This is a genomic window from Rhodococcus sp. 05-2254-6, assembly GCF_002258565.1.
Classification (GTDB): Bacteria; Actinomycetota; Actinomycetes; order Mycobacteriales; family Mycobacteriaceae; genus Rhodococcoides.
Genome location: NZ_NOZF01000050.1, coordinates 30,591 through 50,293, shown reverse-complemented (window position 1 = coordinate 50,293; position 19,703 = coordinate 30,591). Strand labels below are relative to the sequence as shown.

The window sequence follows — 19,703 nt, the reverse complement described above, 5'->3', positions numbered from 1 at the left end:
CAGGTGGGCGGCCGCGACGGTGCCTGGAATCGACGGGGGCCGAACGGGGCCTCGGCATACGGCACCCCGAGGAACGAGGAGACGCCGGCGTCGGTCCGACCGCGAACCTGGCCCTGAGGTGTATCGACGGTGATCATGTCCATACGTCCTTATTACCCTGTTCGCCTCGGACCGACGCCGGCAGGCGGTCAGACCAGACGTGCTTCCGGCGAGCCCGTCTTCCCCGCGTCACGCTCGACCGAATCGCCGAGCGCATCGTCGATCTTCGCGAGCACGTCGCCGTCGAGGGTGACCTCGGAGGCCTTGATGTTCTCGGCGATCTGCTCGGGGCGGGAGGCACCGACGAGTGCGGCGGCGATGTTGTCGTTGGCCAGCACCCACGCAACAGCCAACTGCGCCATGGTGATTCCCAGATCGTCGGCGATCGGCTTGAGCTGCTGCACGCGGGTCAGCGTCTGGTCGTCGAGGTAGCGCGCGATCATCTTGTCGCCGCCCTTGTCGTCCTTGGCGCGCGAGCCGTCGGGCAGAGCTTGGCCGGGGAGGTACTTGCCGGTGAGCACTCCCTGGGCGATGGGCGACCAGACGATCTGCGAGATACCCAGTTCCTTCGACGTCGGGATCACCTGATCCTCGATGACGCGCCACAGGGCCGAGTACTGCGGCTGGTTCGAGATGATCGAGAAGCCGTTCTGACGGGCGAGTTCCTGCCCGGCACGCAGTTGATCGGCGGTCCACTCGGAGACGCCGATGTACAGCGCCTTGCCCTGGCGGACGACGTCACCGAACGCGGCGATGGTCTCTTCGAGTGGAGTCTCGACGTCGTAGCGATGGGCCTGGTAGAGGTCGACGTAGTCCGTGCCGAGCCGACGCAGCGACGCGTCGATGCCTTCGAGGATGTGCTTGCGCGAGAGTCCGGTGTCGTTGGGGCCCTTGGGTCCGACCGGGAAGTAGACCTTGGTGAAGATCTCCAGCGATTCCCGACGCTCGCCTTTCAGCGCGTCACCCAGCACCGTCTCGGCTGCTCCGTTGGCGTAGACGTCGGCCGTGTCGAACGTGGTGATGCCGGCATCGAGGGCCGCGCGTACGCACTGGGTGGCGATGTCGTTCTCCACCTGCGATCCATGGGTCAACCAGTTGCCGTAGGTGATCTCCGAAATCTTCAGTCCGCTGTTTCCGAGGTATCTGTAAGCCATGAAGAAAACGGTACTCCGGTGACTTCGCGGTTCGCTGCTGGTCTACTCGGGTATGACACTTGCGTACACAATCTGTCGTTCTCGCTCGACGGTTTCGCCGCCGGTCCCGATCAGAGCCCGGACAACCCCTGGGCGTCGGCGGCATGGCGCTGCACCAGTGGGTGTTCGCCGATCACTCCGACACCGAACACCCCGGTGCCGATCAGCGGATGCTCGACCTCGGTACCGAGAACATCGGCGCAACCATCATGGGCCGCAACATGTTCGGTCCGGTTCGCGACGAGTGGCCCAACTACGACTGGCGCGGCTGGTGGGGAGAGGAGCCGCCGTACCATCACCCGGTGTTCGTACTGACCCATCACCCGCGGCCACCTCTGGAGGTGGTCGGCACCACGTTCCACTTCACCGACGACCCCATCGAGGCCGTGCTCGATCGCGCCCACGAGGCGGCGTCGGGCAAAGACGTGCGCCTCGGCGGCGGGGCATCGACGGTTCGGCAGTATCTGAAGGCAGGGCTCGTCGATCACCTCCATCTTGCGGTCTCGCCGGTGATTCTCGGAGCGGAAGAACCGATCTACGACGGTTGGGATCCGGCAGCGTTCGAGCGGACGGAGACGGTGGGATCGGATCAGGTGCTACACGTCGTCTACAGCAGAGTCCGGTAGCGGTTCAGAGCCCACATCCCGAGACCTGCGAGCACGACGGCGACACATGCACCGCCCGTCGAGAGCCAGAGTTCGACGCGGGGCCAGGACGTGTCCGTCAGTGCAGAGGTCAACGGCGTGTACGACGTCCATCCGTAGGTGACGACCATCGGCACCGTGATCGCCGCCGGGATTGCGAGGCCGAGGGTCGACGGCGTCGGTGCGGCCGGTGTGCACGCCACGTACAGGTACGCTGCGGCGGCCGGAAAGACGATCAGGGTCGCGACGTAGTGAACGTTGTCCAGCGGCGGCTGCTCGAACAGTGCCGTCACGCAGACCACCGCCAGAACTGCGACGCCGATCAACGGACGCCCCCAACGCAATCCGAGCGCGGCACCGGCGGCCACCGCGATTGCGGTGACAGCTACCAGTCCCAGTGTCCAGGCCCGGGCCGAGACACTGATACCCACCCCGGCCGTGGTGGTCGAGGTGAGCAACACCGCCGTTCCGGCGAGAACCATGACGCCGCCGCGGCCCGGTAGCAGGCCGGCCGCCGCGAACAACACGGGTACGACGAAGAGTCCGTAGTACCAGCGGCCGCCGAACCCGTACAGGCTCTGGAACATGCTGAACACGAACACCATATTGAGCAGCAGCCCACCGATCGCCACCAGCAGTATTGCCGCGACTGTGCGGATGTCGCGATCGGTGGCCGGGCTTTCGCCCTGTTCGGCGCGCGCTGCCCACGCCGCAGCCACCATCACGAGCACACAGAGCACCGGCACGACCACCGGTGTGCCTATGTCGGATTCGGTGAGGTAGTCGGCGTAGCGCCGGGGAATTGCGCTGTGCTGTAACGCCTCTACTGCACCCACACTGAGCAGCCCTAGCAGAAACGATGCCGTCAGCAGCGCCTGCCGAACCCGCGTGCCGTTCGCCTGCACTGCACTGCATCCCAACAGGACTCCGCCTGCCATCACCTCGGCGAAATCGGACGAGAACAGCATTGCCGATCCCCCGATGACAACTGCAGCGGCGATGGACAGTCCGGCCAGAACGCTGCGACGACGAACGACCATCGCCGTACCCGACGCAAGGATCAGCGCGACCGCGACTCCCCCACCGCCGCTGGAGAGCAGCAGCCCGCCGACGCTGGTGTCGCCGAGGATGTCGATGCCGTCCGATTGCATCGACAACCCGGCCAGCAATCCGGTCAGCAGTACCCCGAGCGTAACCATGCCCGAATTATGCACTGCCGCCGCGATAGTCCCTGGATGCCCTAAGGATCTTCTCCAGGGTTGCCGCAAAGGCCTGCAGCTCGCCCTCTCCCACAGCGGCTCCCACGGCATCGGACCATGCATGTTGCGCATCCCGCAGCTCGGCAACGGTGTCGCGGCCCTTGGCGGTGGGTTCCAACAGCTTCGCGCGCTTGTGGTTCGGGTTGTCGACGTACACGGCCCACCCTTTGTCCACCAACAGATTTGCGGTGCGTTGCACACTCTGACGCGCTAACCCCAGCCCGACGCGTCGCGCGATGTCGGCTACCGAGAGCGGCTCGTCCAAGGTGGCTCCGAGAACCTGCCACCACGCCGGAGTCAGACCCGTCGGCTCGGTGATGTCCTGTGCGGCGGCGAGGAATTCACCGTTGAGCTCGAAGACGGGCAGAACCAGCGCAGTCAGCGCATCTCCCTCGGGAGTGCGCTGCTTCATGCGCCGGCCAGCTGGTCGTAGTACTTGCGTTCCCCCGTCGTGTAGAGGCCGTACCAGGCGTCGACCACAGGTTGCGGAAACACGTTCAACCGCTCGAACACGAGCTTCGCGAATTCCAACGGGCTCACGCCGCCTGCGGTGATCACGGTGCCGTCGGACACTGCCTTCTCGTCGCGGTAGTACTCCGAACCATGGTATTCGGTTGCCTGCGTGAGGAACTCGGCGGCATTGGAGGTATGTGGCCGGTCGTCGAGCAGTCCGGTTCGGGCCAAACCCAACGTTGCGCCGCAGATCGCCGCGACCGGCGTTCCCGCCGCAACGAGTTCGACTGCGAGCCTCAGCACCGCGTCGTGACCGGAGTCCCAACTGGGCGCGCCGGGCAGAATCAACGCATCGAGAGTGGGAAGGTCTGCCACCGCGACATCGGGAGTGATTCGCAGACCTCCCATCGTCGTGACGACGTCTTCTGTCTCGGATGCAACGATCAGCCGATTGGCGTCGGGGTCTTGTTCACGAGCCATGGCCAACCCGGCGGTGAGGTATCCGTACTCCCAGTCGGCCATGGTGTCGGTGGCGTACAGAGCGATCGTTGTCATCTCGAACCTCCAGAATTTCGACAGTGTGCTGTCATTTTGCGCACATGACAGCACGCTGTCAATACACCACTGCCCGATCGGGCAGGTTCCGTCGAAACGTGCGTCGAGCGGAGCAGTCGGCGATACCGTCGTATGACGACCATGCGCCGGCCGACGGAGGTGCGCGAGATGCCCAGCGGTGCCGAGAAGCTCCGAGATTCCATTGCCAAGTCCTGGCAACGGTCGGCGCAGAGCGGTCTCGCACCGGCGGACACCCTGGAGCAGGCGAGCCTGCGTGACGTCGACCGTCGTAGCCGCCTCCTCGCCGCGGCAAATCCCATCCTCGATCGGATGGAGAGCGTGCTCCACGGCTCCGGGTACTGCGTCCTGCTCGCGGACCGTGACGCCCGGCTGGTCGATCTCCGTTTCGGAACCCATTCGCTACGAGATGCGGTGTCCTCCATGGGCGCGGTCGTCGGCCGCTCGTTCACCGAACAGGCGTCGGGCACCAATTCGATCTCGACAAGCTTCGAGATGCGCGCCCCGTGCGCTGTGCACGCCGAGGAGCACTACATCGAGTCGATGAAAACCTTCGGCTGCTACGGCCACCCCCTCATCCACCCCGTCACCCGCCGCATCGAGGGCGTCCTCGACATCACCTTCCTGGCCTCCGACGACAACCCGCTGCTCCAACCGATGCTCGTCCATGCCGCACAGGACATCCAGGGCAGGCTCCTCGAAGAGACGCGTTCGGGCGAACAACGACTCTTCCAGGCTTTTCAGTACGCATCCTCACAGCGCCGCGGTGCACCCGTCATCGCGATAGCCGACGAAATCCTGCTCGAAAACACCAGCGCTGCAACAATAGTGGACACAGTCGATCACTCCGCACTACGTTCGCTCACCGACGATGCGGTCCGGCGCAGCGGCGTCGTACAGGATGTGATTCTCAATTCCGGACTGCATGCAACCGTGCGCTGGGAACGTCCGGTGTCGGCCGCGGGCATCGTCATCGAGATCGATCCGCACGACACCGTGCGTACACCACCACCGGCACCGAAGACGCGAAAGCCGTTGTGCGTCAACGGTGAACCCGGCACCGGAAAATCCACCACTCTGGCCCGATGGACAGCAACGACGTCACCACGCTGGTTCGACGCGTCGGATCTGGTGACGACGACTGCGGCCGAGTGGTTGGCAGGCGTCGAGCATCAGATCCGGGCGGCACACGATGTCGTGGTCGAGAACGTGCATTTCCTCACCGGCCCGGTGGCGAGCCGGCTGCATTCGATTCTGTCGTCCGCTCCCGGGTGGTACGCGCTGTCGAGTTCGGCCACCGACTCGGCCGAACTCGAACATCGCCAACTTCTGTCCCTGTGCGCCGAGACCATCGAGTTGGCCCCGTTGCGCTCTCGCCGACACGAGATTCCGGACCTGGTCCGCGCCATCATGGCCGAGCTCGAGTCCCGCGCGCACTTCACCCCGGCAGCGTTGTCGGCGTTGATCGACTACGACTGGCCGGGCAACATCGGCGAACTCCGAGCCGAGGTCACCGAGGCCGCGTCGCGCAGATCCGTCGGAGATATCACCGAACGGGAACTGGTCCGGCCGCGCAAGAAAGCGTCGACCACACGGATGAGCACCCTCGACACCGCGATGCGCGACGCCATCGTGCACGAGTTGGCGCGGCAGGGCGGGAACAAACGCACGACGGCGGAGAGCCTGGGAATCAGTCGAACCACGCTGTACAAGCGGATGCGCGAGTTCGGCATCCTCGGCTGAGGTTGTCCACTTTCTGAACACTCTCCACCCGTGATCGGGGTCACAATTCCATGCATGGATGCGCGCCCGGCATTACGAGAGCAGCGGCACCGTCGGACACGCCACATCCATCGACCGCTGAATCGACGTCAGGAGAATCTCCGTGAAGACCAAAGCAGCAGTACTGTTCGAGCCACACAAGCCGTTCGAGATCATCGAACTGGACATGGACGGCCCCGGCCCCGGTGAAGTCCTGATCAAGTACGTGGCCGCAGGGCTGTGCCATTCGGATCTACATCTGCTCGACGGTGACCTGCCACCGCGCTTCCCCATCGTCGGCGGCCACGAGGGGTCCGGCATCATCGAAGAAGTCGGTCCCGGCGTCACCAAGGTCAAGCCCGGCGACCATGTCGTCTGCTCCTTCATCCCGAACTGCGGCACCTGCCGCTACTGCTCCACCGGCCGACAGAACCTGTGCGACATGGGCGCAACGATCCTCGAGGGCTGCATGCCCGACGGCACGTTCCGTCGCCGCGACAGCAAGGGCACCGAATTCGGAGCGATGTGCATGCTCGGCACCTTCTCCGAACGCGCCACCATCTCGCAGCACTCCGTCGTCAAGATCGACGACTGGTTGCCCTTGGAGACAGCAGTTCTCGTGGGCTGCGGCGTTCCGTCCGGCTGGGGTACCGCCGTTTACGCGGGCGGTGTACGCGCAGGTGACTCCGTGATCATCTACGGCATCGGCGGCCTCGGCATCAATGCCGTTCAGGGAGCGGTGCATTCGGGCGCGAAGCATGTCCTCGTCGTCGATCCGCTCGAGTTCAAGCGTAACCAGGCGCTGAAGTTCGGGGCGACTCACGCGTTCGCGGACTACGCGTCGGCGCAGGAGAAGTTGACCGAACTCACGTGGGGTCAGGGAGCGGACCAGGCTCTGATTCTGGTCGGAACCGTCGACGAGGAGGTCGTGCAAGCCGCAACCTCGGCCATCGGCAAGGGCGGCACCGTCGTCATCACCGGGCTCGCCGATCCCGAGAAGCTGACTGTGCACGTGTCCGGCACGGATCTGACGTTGAATCAGAAGACGATCAAGGGCACGCTCTTCGGGTCCGCGAATCCGCAGTACGACATCGTGCGCCTGCTACGCCTCTACGACGCCGGGCAACTCAAGCTCGACGAACTCATCACCTCGACCTACTCCTTGGAGCAGGTCAACGAGGGCTACCAGGACCTACGCGACGGCAAGAACATGCGCGGGGTGATTCACTTCTGAAACACGCTGCGGCAGTGGTGCGGTCGAGTGCGCTGGGTGGCACTCGACCGCACCGCTGTGAGCATCCGAATGCACGAACGATGGTGGTCATCTCCAGTCGATCGGCAACACTCGCGTTGCCCGAGCACGCGGGTCCACCTCGTCCAGATAGATCCGGCATGCTGCGTGATAGCGCTGGTCGAAGGCGCGACCTGCCGCCTCCGTGCCACCGAGCGCCTCCGCATCCCTGGCGATACCGCGAGCCCGTGCGACGTCCATGGGGGTATCGACGAAGACTGTGTAGTCCCAGTACTCGGGCAGCGGCGGCCGATGCAAGAACGTTCCGTCCACCACGACGATCGCGCCGGCCGGCACCGGCTCGAGCGGATCGTCCACCGGCTCATCCGTCGCCAGATCGATGACCCGACGCCGAATGGCCCCGCTTCCGTTCGGCCCCAACGGGATCAGCACGTGTGCCGCAAACGCGTCGAAGTCGTACGCGTCCCGGTAGTAGCCGAGAGCCGACGCCCGACCCTGCCGATACCGGTGGGCGCGCCGATGATGAAAGCCGTCCATCGTCACGTGCACGGACGGACGCCCCTGTGCCGCAACAGCATCGACCAGCCATCGCGCGCAGGTGGATTTGCCCGAAGCCGTCACCCCGTCGATCGCCACCCGTAGCGGGTGTCCCGGGGCCCGGGAGAGCACATCCTGCACCAGGTCATCACCGACGCTCATGGCTCGAGGGTAGGCGATCAACTTAGTCAACCAAGTGGTTGACTACGTCGAGCGGGCGGCTTACCCTCAGGAACAACGCACAGCGAGGAACCCCATGGACGATCGAACAGAGCAGCTCAACAGGACGTTCGCGGCATTGGCCGATCCCACTCGACGTGACATGGTTGCCCGGCTGGCCAGCGGTGACGCGAATGTCAGCGAACTGGCCGAGCCGTACGAGATGAGCCTGCAAGCGGTCTCGAAACACGTGAAGGTGCTCGAGGAGGCCGGATTGGTCACGCGCAGCAGGGATGCCCAGCGTCGTCCGGTGCATCTCGATGCCGAGGTGTTCGGCCTGTTGACGAAATGGATCGAGCGTTATCGCCAGGAAGCAGAACAGCGGTACCGACGCCTCGACGCCCTGCTGGACAGCATCGCAGACGACGAGACCACCGAGTCGAAAGAAGTGTCATGACTGCAAACGAAACCGAAATCGTTGCGGACGAGAAAGTCCCCACGATCGAGATCGTCCGAGAGTTCGACGCGACGCCGGAGCAGGTGTTTCGCGCTCACATCGACCCCGAGCTGTATCGGCGGTGGGTGGGGCCGCGATCGTTGACGACCCGAATCCTGAAGTGGGAGGGGCACACCGGAGGCGCTTGGGCCTTCGCCAACGACCGGGACGGTGAAGAGATCGCTGCCTTCTTCGGCAGCTTTCACGAGGTGCGTGCGAGCGAGCGAATCGTGTGGACCTTCACCTGGAAGGGTGCACCCGATTCGGTCGCGCTCGAAACGCTCACTTTCGAGAGCCGAGGCGATGGCGGTACACGTCTGAAGGTATTGAGTGTGATGTCGGACTTCGCGACGCGCGACGGCATGCTGTCCAGTGGCATGGACGTCGGCGTGAAGGAGGGCTACGACAAGCTGGACGAACTGCTCGGGCACAGGACCGGCCCGGCCCAGCAACACCTGCAGGACGCGGCCATGTTCACTGCGCTGGTGGAGTCCGCATCACCGGCGGACTGGTCTCGGCCGAGCCCGGTATCGGGTTGGGCTGCAATCGATGTGGTGCGGCACCTGGTCGAGTGGTCCCGCGGCTTTCTCGCCGGCGGGGCCGGTATCGAACTACCGGCACTGGACGTCGGAGCCGACCCGGCCGCAGCCTGGACCCAGCACGTCGCCGATATCCAAGCAATTCTCGACGACCCCGCCGGCCGGGTGCTGAGCAACCCGCACACCGGAGACATGCCGGTGGACGAGGCAATCGACATGTTCTACACCGCCGACGTCTGGATGCACTCCTGGGACCTGGCGAAAGCCATTGGCCGAGAGCCTGATCTGGGCCGAGAACGCTGCGCTGCAGCGCTCGAGGCCATGCGACCGATGGAGCAGGTGCTACGGGACAGCGGGCAGTACGGCCCCGCCGCCCCCGTTGCCGACGACGCTTCCTCGCAGGACAAGCTGATGGCCTTCATCGGCCGCGACCCGGCCTGGCAGCCGGGTCGATAACCTCCGTTCAGAGGTACTTCTTCAGCTCCATTTTCGCGATCGACATCTTGTGCACCTCGTCGGGACCGTCCGCGAGCCGCAGCGTGCGAATGTGCGCGTACATCATGGCCAGCGGGAAGTCGTTGGACACTCCGCCTCCGCCGTGGACCTGGATCGCCCGGTCGATGATTTTCAGCGCCATCTCCGGTGCCGCAACCTTGATCGCTGCGATCTCCGTGCGCGCTTCCTTGTTCCCGACGGTGTCCATCAGGTACGCCGCCTTGAACGTGAGCAACCTGGTCTTCTCGATCTCGATGCGCGCCTCGGCGATCCAGTCCTGAATGTTCGAGCGCATCGCCACCGGCTTGCCGAACGTCACTCGGGATACCGCACGGCGACAGAGCAATTCGAGTGCGCGTTCTGCCACGCCGATGGTGCGCATCGCGTGGTGGATACGACCAGGTCCCAAGCGAGCCTGGCTGATGGCGAATCCCTCGCCGGGCCCCTTCAGCACGTCCTTCGCCGGTACCCGTACATTCTCGAAGAGCACCTCGGCGTGACCTTCGCGGTCGATGTAGCCGAACACCGGCAGATTGCGCAGGACGGTGACTCCGGGTGCGTCGATGGGCACCACGAGCATCGACTGCTGACGGTGCGTGGCCGCCTCGGGATCGGTCTTGCCCATGACGATGAGAACCTTGCAGTTCTTGTGCATCGCATTGGACGTCCACCACTTGCGCCCGTTGAGGATGAAGTCGTCGCCGTCGCGATCCATCTTCATGGCGATGTTGGTGGCGTCGGAGCTGGCGACATCGGGTTCGGTCATCGCAAAGGCAGAGCGAATGGTGCCGTCCAGCAACGGCTTCAGGTACTTCTCCTTGTGCTCGTCGGTGCCGAAGAGCGTGAACACCTCCATGTTGCCGGTGTCCGGTGCGTTGCAGTTGCATGCCTCGGGCGCGAGCAGGCTGCGTCCCATGATCTCGGCCAACGGTGCGTATTCGAGGTTGGTCAGACCGGGGCCCCACTCGGGATGCGGGTGGAACAGATTCCACAGTCCGCGCGAGCGCGCTTCCTTCTTCAGATCCTCGATGATCGGCGGTTGGAAGTGCGGGTCACCGGATTCGAGCATCTGCTGCTCGTACACTGCCTCGGCCGGGTAGATGTGAGAGTCCATGAACTCCAACAGATCCGACTCGTACTTCTTCGCACGGTCGGAGGTCTCGAAAAATGCCACGGTGGGCCCCTATCGGTTGTTGTCGAGCAAGCTGTCCTGGTAGCGACGCATGCCGCGCAACCACCGGTCGTAGTCGGCACCCTTGTTGCGGTACATGTCCAGCACGTTCTCGTGCGGCAGGATCAGGAACTGCTCGCGGTCCATTGCGTCGAGCACCACGTCGGCGACATCGAGCGGTTCGAGTACGGCACCGGCACTGAGAACCGCGGCAGTTGCGGCCGCTCCCAACGCATCTCCGGATTCGCGTCCCTCGTACAGCAGTTTGGTGTTGACACCCATCGGGCACAGGCAGCTGACGCGGATACCGCGGTTGCCGTAGGTGACGTTCATCCACTCGGCGAATCCGACCGCGGCGTGCTTGGTGGTCGCGTATGTCGCCGAGCCGATCTGGGTGAGCAAGCCGGCCGCCGAGGCGGTGCTGACGAAATAGCCTTCACCGCGCTCGAGCCAACCCGGCACCAACAGCTGCGCGGCGCGAATGTGTGCGCGGACGTTGACATCGAACGAGAGGTCCCAGTCCTTGTCGGTGGCGTCCAGTCCGGGTGCGCCGCTGATTCCTGCGTTGGCGAAGTAGAGATCGACAGGTCCGAACGAGTCCTCGGCCAGTGCGATCAGCCGTTGGATGTCCTCGGTGTTCGACGCGTCCGCCGCGGTGGCGACGGCCGTCCCCGGCCGGTCGCGTTCGATGGCGTCGGCCACGGATCGGGCCGTGGTTTCGTCGAGATCGGAGACGACGACGCGTGCGCCGTGCTCGGAGAGTCGAGCGGCGATGGCCCCGCCGATTCCGCCACCACCGCCGGTGACGATGCCAACTTTGCCTTCTACCTTCATGCCCCAGGTATAGTTGAAGTCGGATTCAAGTTCAACCCTGGTTGCATGAAGATGCTGGTCAGAGCGCGGAATCTAGGCCCGAGGACGCGTCGGATCGGTGATCCACCCCGACCACGAGCCCGGATACAACGCAGCATCGAAGCCCGCCAACTCGAGCGCCAGAATCTGATGGGCGGCGGTCACGCCGGATCCGCAGTAGACGGCGACGGCCTTTCCCTCGGGCACAAGTCCACCGAATGTGCCATTGAGTACCCCGGGGTCCAGAAACTTGCCGTCCGAATCGACGTTGTCTGTGGTCGGTCGATTGATTGCGCCGGGGATATGTCCGGCCACCGGATCCACCGGCTCCACCTCGCCGCGGAATCGCTCGGGTGCTCGGGCGTCGAGCAGGACGTTGCTCTGGGCGAACTCGAGTACATCGCCGACGTCGAGGACTCGTGCCAGGGACGGCCGGGCGCTGAAAGATCCGGCTGCGACGATCGACGGCTCGGTGCCGGTGGCAAACCCTTCGGCCACCCACTGAGCCAGACCGCCGTCGAGGACTCGCACGTCTGCATGGCCGTAGTAGCGCAACAGCCACCATGCGCGCGCCGCGGCAGTTGCGGGTCCTGCGTCGTAGACCACCACGGAGGAATCGTCACTCACCCCGGCGCTACGCATCGCTGCGACGAAGGTCTCCTCGTCGGGCAATGGGTGGCGGCCGCCTGAACCCGGGACCCCGGCAAGCTCTGCATCGAGGTCCACGAACTGCGCGTTCGGGATGTGGCCGGCCTCGTAACCTGCTCTGTCGCTGCCGGTCTGGAGCGCCCAACGAACGTCGAGGACGACCGGCGCCCGTCCCATCTCGAAGAGGTCGTGCAGTTCGGCGGCAGAAATCAGCGGCGAAGGGCTCATAAGGCTCCGACGCTAACAGCCCTGCGCCGGGAATAGCTCGGGTTGCATGCCGGTTGTGCGCAGGCGTGATCGAAACTGCATCCACAACTCAGCATCTGTCCACCGCCGGGCTCTTCGAGCCGTTCGAGGTCAAGTCGCTGAAGCTGCGCAATCGCTTCGCCATGGCCCCGATGACGCGCGCCTTTTCTCCCGACGGCATCCCCGGCCCGGATGTCGCCGAGTACTACCGCAAGCGCGCGGCCGGCGGCACCGGCCTCATCATCACCGAGGGCACCTACATTCCCGATCCCGCAGCCGGCCCGCACACCCGCGTCCCGCGGATCTACGGTGACGCCAGCCTCGAGGGCTGGAAGGGCGTCGTCGACGCCGTCCACGCCGAGGGCAGCGCGATCATCCCGCAGCTGTGGCACCTCGGCGTCGAGCGTGGCACCGAGCCTCGCCTGTTTCCGGACGTCACCACCGTCAGCCCGTCCGGCATTGCACTCGACGGTTCTTCGGTGGGTCGCGCATTCACCGACGCCGACCTCGACGAACTCACCTCGCAATGGGTGCAGGCCGCGGTCAATGCGAAGAACACCGGATTCGACGGTCTCGAGCTGCACGGCGCGCATGGATACCTGCTCGACGAATTCCTCTGGGCCACAACCAATGTGCGCGACGACGAATTCGGTGGCTCCCTCGAAGCTCGGACTCGCTTCCCCGCGCAGGTCGTTGCGGCGATCCGTGCTGCGGTGGGCGAGGACTTCGCCATCGTCTACCGGTTCTCGCAGTGGAAGAGCAATCACTTCGACGCCCGGATCGCCCAGAACCCTGAGGAACTCGGACGTGTCTTGACTCCCCTGGTCGACGCCGGAGTGGACATCCTGCACGCCTCGACCCGTCGCCACTGGGATCCGGCGTTCCCGGAGCTGGACGGCAACGACGGCAAGCTGGGCTTGGCTGGGTGGACCCGCAAGCTCACCGGCGTCCCGACGATCACCGTCGGATCCGTGGGCCTCGACTCCGTGTTCACCTCGGCGTGGTCGGAGGACGCCGCATCCGGTGTCACCGGACTCGATGCACTGGTCGGCCAGTTCGAGGACCACGAATTCGATCTGGTTGCCGTCGGACGTGCACTGTTGTCCGACCCGGATTGGGTGAACAAGGTCGGAGACGGACGCGTCGACGAGCGCATCGAATTCACCCGCGACCACATTCAGCACTTGGTCTGACGGATCGGGCACCGGAATCCACGGCAGCATCGCCTAGAACGGCGGTGCTGCCGTTTCGTCTGTCTCGGGCGGTTGATTGTCGGGTGGGTTGGGGTAGGCGATGTGGCCGGATCGTTTCTGTCGGGTGGGGATGTGTGGCCTGAGGTCGTTTCCGAGGATGGGTACGGCTGTGCCGTTGGTGGGCAGGGTGATTCGGGTGGTCTTGGAGGTCGATGTCCACAGGATCGCCCCGCCGGGGAGCATGACGGCCTTCCAGTAGCCGGCTGTTTTGACGGAGTGGTGGTAGTCGCAGAGGCATTGGAGGTTGTTGACGGTGGTCCAGCCGCCGCCGCGAGGGTTGGCGTGGTCGAAGGCCACTATGTGGTCGAGTTGGCAGCGTGCGGCGGGTCGGTGGCAGCCGGGGAATCGGCAGTGTTTGTCGCGCAGGCGGACCGCGGCTGTGGTGAGGGCGTCGGGTCGGTAGATCAGGGCGCGGTCGGTGAGCGGGTCGCGGGGTACTGATCTTCCGAGGGTGGGGTCGGCGGCGATGGCGGCTTCGAGCGCTGCGGCGAGGGTGGCGTTGCCGAGGTAGAGGCCTGAGGGTGTGTGGCCTGCAGTGGGGATCGTTCGGTTGTCCAGCCGGATTGCCGAGCGGAGGTCGAGTGCTCTCATGTTGCGGGCGGGATGTCTGATGTCGTCCAGATCGAGGGCAGAGCTGTGCCGTGTGCCCCGGCCGACGGGGGTGTGGGTGCAGAACAGGGCTGCAGCGGACGTCAGTGATTGGGTCCGTCGTGGTCTGTCTTCTCCTCCGCCGAGGTCAGGTGGAGCTGAGTCTGCCGCTGGATGGGCAGGGGTGTCCCCTGCGTGGCCCTGCGTCAGATCCGGTGATGTCGTTGCCCCCGCTTCCGGCGTGCGAGCTGTTCCTCGCTCGAGATTTGTTTTCGGTGTTGGTCCAGGTGCCGGTGTGACTGGCCTGATTTCCTCGGGTTCATTTGAAGCAGTCCGGGTTTCGGTTCGATCGGATGCACTGCTGGGCTCCGGCATCGGGTCAGGGTCCGGCTCCGGCACAGGTGCTTGTGCTGCGTCCGATGTTCGAGGTGATTCGCCGGTCGGGGCGGGTGTCGAACTCGATGTGCCGACCGGACCTCGGGCCGATGCTGCATGCGGTGGTTGTGCTGGATCGGAGCCACGGCCGGGATCTGTTTCCTTGCCGGCGGCAGAGTCCGCTGCTGTCGCCGGTGCCGGCGCAGTGGCCGTTGCGGTTGCGCCGGTCGGCGAGGGCGCGGAGGCGGGTGATGGTGCCGTGGATGATTCAGTGGCTGCGGTGGCGGTGGCCGTGTCGGTGGCGGTGGCCGTGTCGGTGTCGGTCGCCGCGTCGGTGGCCGTGTCGGTGTCGGCGTCGGTCGCCGTGTCGGTGTCGGTCTCGGCATCGGTGGAAGTGCCTGTACTCGTGCATGATTCGGATTCGGTCACCGTTTTCGAGTCATTACCGATCCAGCTGCGAGTCTCGGTAGCGTTTGTTCCCGAAGCAGCGTTCGTCTCAGATTTCATGTCCGGGTCGTTCGCCGGATCCGACGCTGAGTCCGACTCCTGCTTGTGATTTTTCGGGGTTCGTTCCCATTCCCCGGTGTCCGGGTTCTGCACGGCGAGTCCGAGTTTCTCGGCAAGTGTCACTGCTTCGGTGAGCAGGATCTGCCAGTGACTGTTGCGTGCCAACTCGCGCGCGAGGTCGGGGTCGATGGATCCGTGCCCGGCGAGGTAGGCGGGGTTGGCGAGTAGTCCGATGAGGGTGGCGATGTCGACGGTGATCATCGTGAGCGGCACCCGTCGATCCGGCAACGCTGTGTCTTTCTTCGGGCAATCGGTGCGTTGGCACAGGCATGCCAGTCGGGGTTCGCCGTGCATGCGGGCCATGAATGCATCGCACAGGCGTTCTTTCTTCCCGCGCGGATCTTTCGGGCAGAGGGTGTCGGCCATCTCTTCGAGGAGTTGCCATGCGGCGGCGGCTTCGGGGGCGGTCAGCTCGGCTCGGATGCGGGCGAGTTCGCCGGCGGGACTGTAGGTGACGGTCCGGAATTTCTTCGCGAACTCCCGCAACGCGGCGGCTTCCTCGGGTGCGACGCGCAGCAGGATGTCCCAGATCGCCTGTTCGAGCGGGCCCGGGGACGATCTCCGCGCCGCCTCGACGACCTCGGCTTCGACGCGGGTGACGATGTCGTCGGAGAGGTTGTCGAGGATCCGGCATACCGTCCGCACGCGGGGGAGGTCGATCTCACTGGTCTCGAACGCTGCCCGTAGCAGCGGCATTCGGGTGTGCAGGGCGACGCCGACGGAGACGTACGCTTCGGCGACGGTCGCCGAGCAGCCCAACGCCACTGCCATTTCGGTGCGTCCGTATCGGCTGTAGTGCTTGTGTTCGGTGTCGCGGGTGATCCAGTCGCAGTGCACGCGGTAGCAGGCGGTGATCTTGCGGGCCGCCTGTCGATTCTCCTCGCGCGCGGCAGCGGTCAACGCCTCCAGTGACACGGTCGGTATTGCACCCATTTTTTCAACCCCCGGTGAGCCGAAACAAGAACGCCTGTTCGAACAAGATGAAGACTATCCCGACCCACCGACAAGAACGCTCGAGCCGAAAAAGCACCGGCTGACCTGCCGCTATCCACGGAATCGTTCTACACTGCACTCCATGAGCGAGCCCGATTCGAAGTCGGAACCGATCGAATTACGCCGGCGTGCGGCCGGCGGCGATCAGGATGCCATCGACCAGTTGGTCGAACTCGCAGGCGAGCGCAACGACCTCGGAGAACTCCACTCTCTCGCCGGCGCAGGCAGCAGCGATGCCGTCGACATTCTCGTCGAGCTCGCCGGTGAACGTGGCGACCGCGCCGAGCTGCAGAGATTGGCCGCCGCAGGCAGCCGAGACGCCGCGGACATTCTGGAGGAACTAGACAGCTAAGCGGGCCGCTCCCCCAGTTGCACGGTGAGTCGGTGTGCCGCGTCGAGCAGCATCTTGCCCAATTCCCGGCGTCGGTCGTCGCGGAATCGCGTCTCGACGCCCGTCAGACTCAGTGCCCACGCAGGACCTCCGGCGCGGTCGAACACAGCAGCACCCAGACCCCAGCTGCCTTCCACGAGCAAACCTGGATTGACGGCGAAACCTGTTGTCCGAGTGTGGCCGACGCGGTGCCGAATCGCTGGGGCGGAATGAGTCTCGCCCCACTCCGGCACCAGGTCGACGTCGCCGAGGTACTCGTCGACCTCCCGATCGGGCAGGTGTGCGAGAATGGCCAAACCGGCGGACGCCACCCCGAGCGGTAGCCGAATGCCCTCGTACAACACGTGCGAGCGCAACGGAAAGCTCCCTTCCACCCGAAGCAGGCACACGGTCTCCGCACCGCGCCGGGCCGAGAGGAACGCGCTCTCTCCACTCTCGGTGGCCAACGCCTGCACTATCTTTCGAGCCTGGTCGGTGATGTCGTACCGCAATGCCGCCATCGATCCGAGCAGATAGATCTCCGGGCCCAGTGACCAGTTGCCGGTCGCGTCGCGGTCGACGAATCCTTGGTCGGCCAGCGACGCCAGTAGGCGATGTGCGGTCGGTCGCGCGATACCGGTCGCCCGCGCGAGCGCGGTGGTCGAGGCACCCGACGGCTCCTCGCTCCCCGCTGCGCGCAGCAACGAACAGATCTTGTCGATCACACTTGCGTTGGCATCCGGTGTCGTCACCCGGCCATCGTACGTCCACTCACCGGACGCCTAGTCCACATCCGTTCACCGAACGAGCAGATACCAGCATTCGCTTCACCGAAATACACAGCTCAGGTTCACTGACTACAACGTTTGCTCAACGAACACATCAGGAGCTGCAAGTGACTGGAAAGACCTACCCGTCCGCCGCCGACGCGGTTGCGGACATCGGCCGAGGAGCGACCCTCGCGGTCGGCGGCTTCGGATTGTGCGGCATCCCCGACGCCCTCATCGAGGCCATCGCCAACACCGACGCCACCGAGCTCGAAGTATTCTCCAACAACTGCGGCGTCGACGGCTACGGACTCGGAATCCTGCTGGCCGCCGGACGAATCCGCCGCGTCACCGCCTCCTACGTCGGCGAGAACAAAGAGTTCGCCCGGCAGTACCTCGCCGGCGAACTCGAAGTGGAACTGACCCCGCAGGGAACACTCGCCGAACGACTCCGCGCCGGAGGCACCGGAATTCCCGCATTCTTCACCCCCGCAGGAGTCGGCAGCCCCATCGCCGACGGCGGAATGCCCTGGCGCTACGACCCCGACGGCTCCGTCTCGATCGCCTCCCCACCCAAGGAGACCCGAGTGTTCGGCGACAAACGGTACGTACTCGAAGAGTCGATCAACGCCGACTTCGCACTGGTGCACGCCGAAATCGGCGACACCGCAGGCAATCTCGTGTTCGACAAAACTGCGATGAACTTCAACCCCCTCGCCGCGATGGCAGGAAAGATCACCATCGCCCAGGTCGAGAACCTCGTGGAACCGGGCGAAATCGACCCGGCCCACGTACACCTTCCCGGCGTGTTCGTCCAACGCGTCGTACACACCGGCCCACAGGACAGGCGCATCGAAAAGCGCACCGTCAGTTCAGGAGTTCGAGCATGAGCACAGGATGGACCCGCGATCAGATTGCCGAACGCGCCGCAGCGGAGATGGTCGACGGCGAATACGTCAACCTCGGCATCGGACTACCGACCTTGATCCCGCGATACCTGACCGACGCGGTCAAGGTCACCCTGCACTCGGAGAACGGTATCCTCGGCACCGGGCCCTACCCCACCGAGGACGAAGTCGACGCCAACCTCATCAACGCAGGCAAAGAGACCGTCACCGTCAATCCCGGTGCCGCATACTTCGATTCGTCACTGAGCTTCGGCATGATCCGCGGCGGCCACATCGACACCGCCGTACTCGGCGGCATGCAGGTCTCCCGCACCGGCGACCTCGCCAACTGGATGGTGCCCGGCAAGATGGTCAAAGGCATGGGCGGCGCGATGGACCTCGTACACGGCGCCCGGCGCGTCATCGTCGTCATGGAGCACACCGACCGCGACGGTAACCCGAAAATCCTCGACGCCTGCACCCTGCCGCTGACCGGCCAAGGCGTCGTCGATCGCATCATCACCAACCTCGCTGTCATCGACGTCGTCGGCGACGGCACCCTCGAACTGGTCGAACTCGCGCCGGGCGTGACCACCGAGCAGGTCACCGCGGCAACAGGATCGGCCCTGAAGCACTGATCGAACGACTGTGGGCTCGAACATCCGAAGATGTTCGAGCCCACAGGGTTACGTGATCAGTCGGGGATCATGTCGAAGGTGTCCGGATTCGGTCCGGTACGACCCTGCTCACCCTTGTCCAGAGCCGTGATGGCATCCACATCTGCCGAGCTGAGCTCGAAGTCGAAGATGTCGAAATTGGCTTTCACTCGCTCCGGCGTGACCGACTTCGGGAAGATGATGTTTCCGCGCTGGATGTGCCAGCGGAGCACCACCTGTGCGACGGATTTGCCTGCCGCGTCGGCGATTCGCTTCAATTCCGCGTCGTCGAGAACATTGCCCTGGGCGATCGGAGACCACGCCTCGGTGGGGATCGCATGCTCGCGGCCGTAGGCCCAGACGTCGTTGTTGACGAAGTACGGGTGCACTTCGATCTGGTTCACCGCGGGGACCGTCTCGGTCTCCTCCGCCAGGCGATCGAGGTGGGCGGGCTGAAAGTTGGAGACGCCGATGCTGCGTGCACGGCCGTCTGCGGCGAACTCCTCCAGCGTCTTCCAGGTGGAGACGAAGTCGCCGTCGTAGCGGGTGGGCAGCGGCCAGTGGATGAGGAAAAGATCCACGTGGTCGGTACCGAGGTCACTGAGCGTCTTGTCGAACGCCTTGCGCGCGTCGTCGGGCTTGTGGAAGCCGTTGTTGAGCTTGCTGGTGACGAACACCGAGTCGCGGTCGATACCCGAGTTCCGAATACCTTCGCCGACCTGCTTCTCGTTGCCGTACATCTCGGCGGTGTCGATGTGGCGGTAGCCGATCTCGAGGGCCGTCTCGACGGCCTGCGCAGTCTTCTCGGGATCGATCTGGAACACGCCGAAGCCGAGCTGCGGGATCTGCTTGCCGTTTCTGAGCGTGACGTTGGGTACCTGAGTCATATCGCTCGGGTGCCCGCCCTCCCCGCGCTTCAAACCGGATGAA

The 19,703-nt window shown here is 64.8% G+C and carries 21 protein-coding genes; 9 read left to right on the top strand and 12 right to left on the bottom strand.

What is annotated here, in order from left to right; translation table 11 throughout:
• Together CH256_RS27985 and CH256_RS06315 are read right to left on the bottom strand one after the other, a co-directional pair.
• Positions 1-137 (bottom strand): carboxylesterase family protein (locus CH256_RS27985; RefSeq protein WP_179272017.1); only part of this gene is annotated, 137 nt, incomplete at its 3' end.
• Positions 138-188: 51 nt separating this feature from the next.
• A complete protein-coding gene (locus CH256_RS06315; protein ID WP_094669121.1) occupies positions 189-1,193 on the bottom strand; it encodes an aldo/keto reductase family protein in 1,005 nt (334 codons plus the stop codon).
• Between the two features lie 143 nt (positions 1,194-1,336).
• Between CH256_RS06315 and CH256_RS06310 the strand changes: the two genes are divergently transcribed.
• On the top strand, positions 1,337-1,858 hold the full coding sequence (locus CH256_RS06310; protein WP_256989384.1) for a dihydrofolate reductase family protein: 522 nt from the start codon (positions 1,337-1,339) through the stop codon (positions 1,856-1,858).
• Here the strand turns inward: CH256_RS06310 and CH256_RS06305 are convergent.
• The 3 genes from CH256_RS06305 to CH256_RS06295 are packed head-to-tail and all read right to left on the bottom strand — an operon-like array spanning position 1,840 to position 4,143.
• Entirely contained in the window at positions 1,840-3,075 is a 1,236-nt protein-coding gene (locus tag CH256_RS06305) for a hypothetical protein (protein WP_094669120.1), read from the bottom strand. The genes CH256_RS06310 and CH256_RS06305 overlap by 19 nt on opposite strands.
• A 7-nt stretch (positions 3,076-3,082) precedes the next feature.
• Entirely contained in the window at positions 3,083-3,547 is a 465-nt protein-coding gene (locus CH256_RS06300; protein ID WP_068053555.1) for a MarR family winged helix-turn-helix transcriptional regulator, read from the bottom strand.
• Positions 3,544-4,143, bottom strand: a complete 600-nt coding sequence (locus CH256_RS06295) for a DJ-1/PfpI family protein (RefSeq protein ID WP_094669119.1) — start codon at positions 4,141-4,143, stop codon at positions 3,544-3,546. The genes CH256_RS06300 and CH256_RS06295 overlap by 4 nt, the downstream gene beginning before the upstream one ends.
• A 141-nt stretch (positions 4,144-4,284) precedes the next feature.
• Here CH256_RS06295 and CH256_RS06290 point away from each other — a divergent pair, with 141 nt between their 5' ends.
• Both CH256_RS06290 and CH256_RS06285 read left to right on the top strand, forming a co-directional pair.
• On the top strand, positions 4,285-5,904 hold the full coding sequence (locus CH256_RS06290) for a sigma-54-dependent Fis family transcriptional regulator (RefSeq protein ID WP_231893972.1): 1,620 nt from the start codon (positions 4,285-4,287) through the stop codon (positions 5,902-5,904).
• 142 nt (positions 5,905-6,046) lie between these two features.
• Positions 6,047-7,156, top strand: a complete 1,110-nt coding sequence (locus CH256_RS06285) for an NDMA-dependent alcohol dehydrogenase (RefSeq protein WP_094669118.1) — start codon at positions 6,047-6,049, stop codon at positions 7,154-7,156.
• Positions 7,157-7,243: 87 nt separating this feature from the next.
• Here the strand turns inward: CH256_RS06285 and CH256_RS06280 are convergent, their stop codons facing one another.
• Positions 7,244-7,873: a hypothetical protein gene (locus CH256_RS06280; protein ID WP_094669117.1), complete on the bottom strand. Its 630-nt coding sequence runs from the start codon at positions 7,871-7,873 to the stop codon at positions 7,244-7,246.
• A gap of 94 nt (positions 7,874-7,967) precedes the next feature.
• On the opposite strand from CH256_RS06280, the gene CH256_RS06275 reads away from it, so the two are divergent.
• Together CH256_RS06275 and CH256_RS28850 are read left to right on the top strand one after the other, a co-directional pair.
• Positions 7,968-8,327 (top strand): ArsR/SmtB family transcription factor, encoded by a 360-nt coding sequence (locus tag CH256_RS06275; RefSeq protein WP_094640883.1) that lies wholly within the window; start codon positions 7,968-7,970, stop codon positions 8,325-8,327.
• Positions 8,324-9,361 (top strand): SRPBCC domain-containing protein, encoded by a 1,038-nt coding sequence (locus tag CH256_RS28850; protein WP_094669116.1) that lies wholly within the window; start codon positions 8,324-8,326, stop codon positions 9,359-9,361. Before CH256_RS06275 ends, CH256_RS28850 begins: the two co-directional genes overlap by 4 nt.
• A gap of 7 nt (positions 9,362-9,368) precedes the next feature.
• On the opposite strand, the gene CH256_RS06265 is transcribed toward CH256_RS28850, so the two are convergent.
• The 3 genes from CH256_RS06265 to CH256_RS06255 all read right to left on the bottom strand — a co-directional run bounded on the left by CH256_RS06265 (position 9,369) and on the right by CH256_RS06255 (position 12,299).
• Positions 9,369-10,514, bottom strand: coding sequence for an acyl-CoA dehydrogenase family protein (locus tag CH256_RS06265; protein ID WP_373454783.1), 1,146 nt, complete (start codon positions 10,512-10,514; stop codon positions 9,369-9,371).
• A gap of 69 nt (positions 10,515-10,583) precedes the next feature.
• Positions 10,584-11,405, bottom strand: a complete 822-nt coding sequence (locus CH256_RS06260) for an SDR family oxidoreductase (protein WP_094669115.1) — start codon at positions 11,403-11,405, stop codon at positions 10,584-10,586.
• A 72-nt stretch (positions 11,406-11,477) separates the two neighbouring features.
• Entirely contained in the window at positions 11,478-12,299 is an 822-nt protein-coding gene (locus CH256_RS06255) for a sulfurtransferase (RefSeq protein WP_094669114.1), read from the bottom strand.
• Between the two features lie 65 nt (positions 12,300-12,364).
• On the opposite strand from CH256_RS06255, the gene CH256_RS06250 reads away from it, so the two are divergent.
• Positions 12,365-13,510: an NADH:flavin oxidoreductase gene (locus CH256_RS06250; protein ID WP_179272016.1), complete on the top strand. Its 1,146-nt coding sequence runs from the start codon at positions 12,365-12,367 to the stop codon at positions 13,508-13,510.
• Positions 13,511-13,543: 33 nt separating this feature from the next.
• Here CH256_RS06250 and CH256_RS06245 read toward each other — a convergent pair whose 3' ends face one another.
• Entirely contained in the window at positions 13,544-16,033 is a 2,490-nt protein-coding gene (locus CH256_RS06245; protein WP_094669113.1) for an HNH endonuclease signature motif containing protein, read from the bottom strand.
• Positions 16,034-16,175: 142 nt separating this feature from the next.
• On the opposite strand from CH256_RS06245, the gene CH256_RS06240 reads away from it, so the two are divergent.
• The gene (locus tag CH256_RS06240) at positions 16,176-16,445 is read left to right on the top strand and encodes a hypothetical protein (RefSeq protein WP_094669112.1); all 270 of its coding nucleotides are present in this window, start codon (positions 16,176-16,178) and stop codon (positions 16,443-16,445) included.
• Here CH256_RS06240 and CH256_RS06235 read toward each other — a convergent pair.
• Positions 16,442-17,215 (bottom strand): IclR family transcriptional regulator, encoded by a 774-nt coding sequence (locus tag CH256_RS06235; RefSeq protein ID WP_176460168.1) that lies wholly within the window; start codon positions 17,213-17,215, stop codon positions 16,442-16,444. The two genes, CH256_RS06240 and CH256_RS06235, sit on opposite strands and share 4 nt — an antisense overlap.
• 143 nt (positions 17,216-17,358) lie before the next feature.
• Between CH256_RS06235 and CH256_RS06230 the strand changes: the two genes are divergently transcribed.
• Both CH256_RS06230 and CH256_RS06225 read left to right on the top strand, forming a co-directional pair.
• Positions 17,359-18,120, top strand: coding sequence for a CoA transferase subunit A (locus CH256_RS06230; RefSeq protein WP_094669111.1), 762 nt, complete (start codon positions 17,359-17,361; stop codon positions 18,118-18,120).
• Complete coding sequence (locus tag CH256_RS06225; RefSeq protein ID WP_094669110.1) at positions 18,117-18,755, top strand: 3-oxoacid CoA-transferase subunit B; 639 nt, start codon at positions 18,117-18,119, stop codon at positions 18,753-18,755. Before CH256_RS06230 ends, CH256_RS06225 begins: the two co-directional genes overlap by 4 nt.
• Before the next feature lie 56 nt (positions 18,756-18,811).
• Here the strand turns inward: CH256_RS06225 and CH256_RS06220 are convergent, their stop codons facing one another.
• The gene (locus tag CH256_RS06220) at positions 18,812-19,660 is read right to left on the bottom strand and encodes an aldo/keto reductase (RefSeq protein WP_068054275.1); all 849 of its coding nucleotides are present in this window, start codon (positions 19,658-19,660) and stop codon (positions 18,812-18,814) included.
• Between the last annotated feature and the right edge of the window lie 43 nt (positions 19,661-19,703).

Coding starts and splice junctions, on each gene's coding strand:
- CH256_RS06265 (WP_373454783.1), bottom strand. CDS start 10,514: ATGGACTCTCACATCTACCCGGCCGAGGCAGTGTACGAGCAGCAGATG.
- CH256_RS06305 (WP_094669120.1), bottom strand. CDS start 3,075: ATGGTTACGCTCGGGGTACTGCTGACCGGATTGCTGGCCGGGTTGTCG.
- CH256_RS06245 (WP_094669113.1), bottom strand. CDS start 16,033: ATGGGTGCAATACCGACCGTGTCACTGGAGGCGTTGACCGCTGCCGCG.
- CH256_RS06290 (WP_231893972.1), top strand. CDS start 4,285: ATGCGCCGGCCGACGGAGGTGCGCGAGATGCCCAGCGGTGCCGAGAAG.
- CH256_RS06275 (WP_094640883.1), top strand. CDS start 7,968: ATGGACGATCGAACAGAGCAGCTCAACAGGACGTTCGCGGCATTGGCC.
- CH256_RS06310 (WP_256989384.1), top strand. CDS start 1,337: ATGGCGCTGCACCAGTGGGTGTTCGCCGATCACTCCGACACCGAACAC.
- CH256_RS06255 (WP_094669114.1), bottom strand. CDS start 12,299: ATGAGCCCTTCGCCGCTGATTTCTGCCGCCGAACTGCACGACCTCTTC.
- CH256_RS06240 (WP_094669112.1), top strand. CDS start 16,176: ATGAGCGAGCCCGATTCGAAGTCGGAACCGATCGAATTACGCCGGCGT.
- CH256_RS06295 (WP_094669119.1), bottom strand. CDS start 4,143: ATGACAACGATCGCTCTGTACGCCACCGACACCATGGCCGACTGGGAG.
- CH256_RS06315 (WP_094669121.1), bottom strand. CDS start 1,193: ATGGCTTACAGATACCTCGGAAACAGCGGACTGAAGATTTCGGAGATC.
- CH256_RS06225 (WP_094669110.1), top strand. CDS start 18,117: ATGAGCACAGGATGGACCCGCGATCAGATTGCCGAACGCGCCGCAGCG.
- CH256_RS06280 (WP_094669117.1), bottom strand. CDS start 7,873: ATGAGCGTCGGTGATGACCTGGTGCAGGATGTGCTCTCCCGGGCCCCG.
- CH256_RS28850 (WP_094669116.1), top strand. CDS start 8,324: ATGACTGCAAACGAAACCGAAATCGTTGCGGACGAGAAAGTCCCCACG.
- CH256_RS06260 (WP_094669115.1), bottom strand. CDS start 11,405: ATGAAGGTAGAAGGCAAAGTTGGCATCGTCACCGGCGGTGGTGGCGGA.
- CH256_RS06220 (WP_068054275.1), bottom strand. CDS start 19,660: ATGACTCAGGTACCCAACGTCACGCTCAGAAACGGCAAGCAGATCCCG.
- CH256_RS06300 (WP_068053555.1), bottom strand. CDS start 3,547: ATGAAGCAGCGCACTCCCGAGGGAGATGCGCTGACTGCGCTGGTTCTG.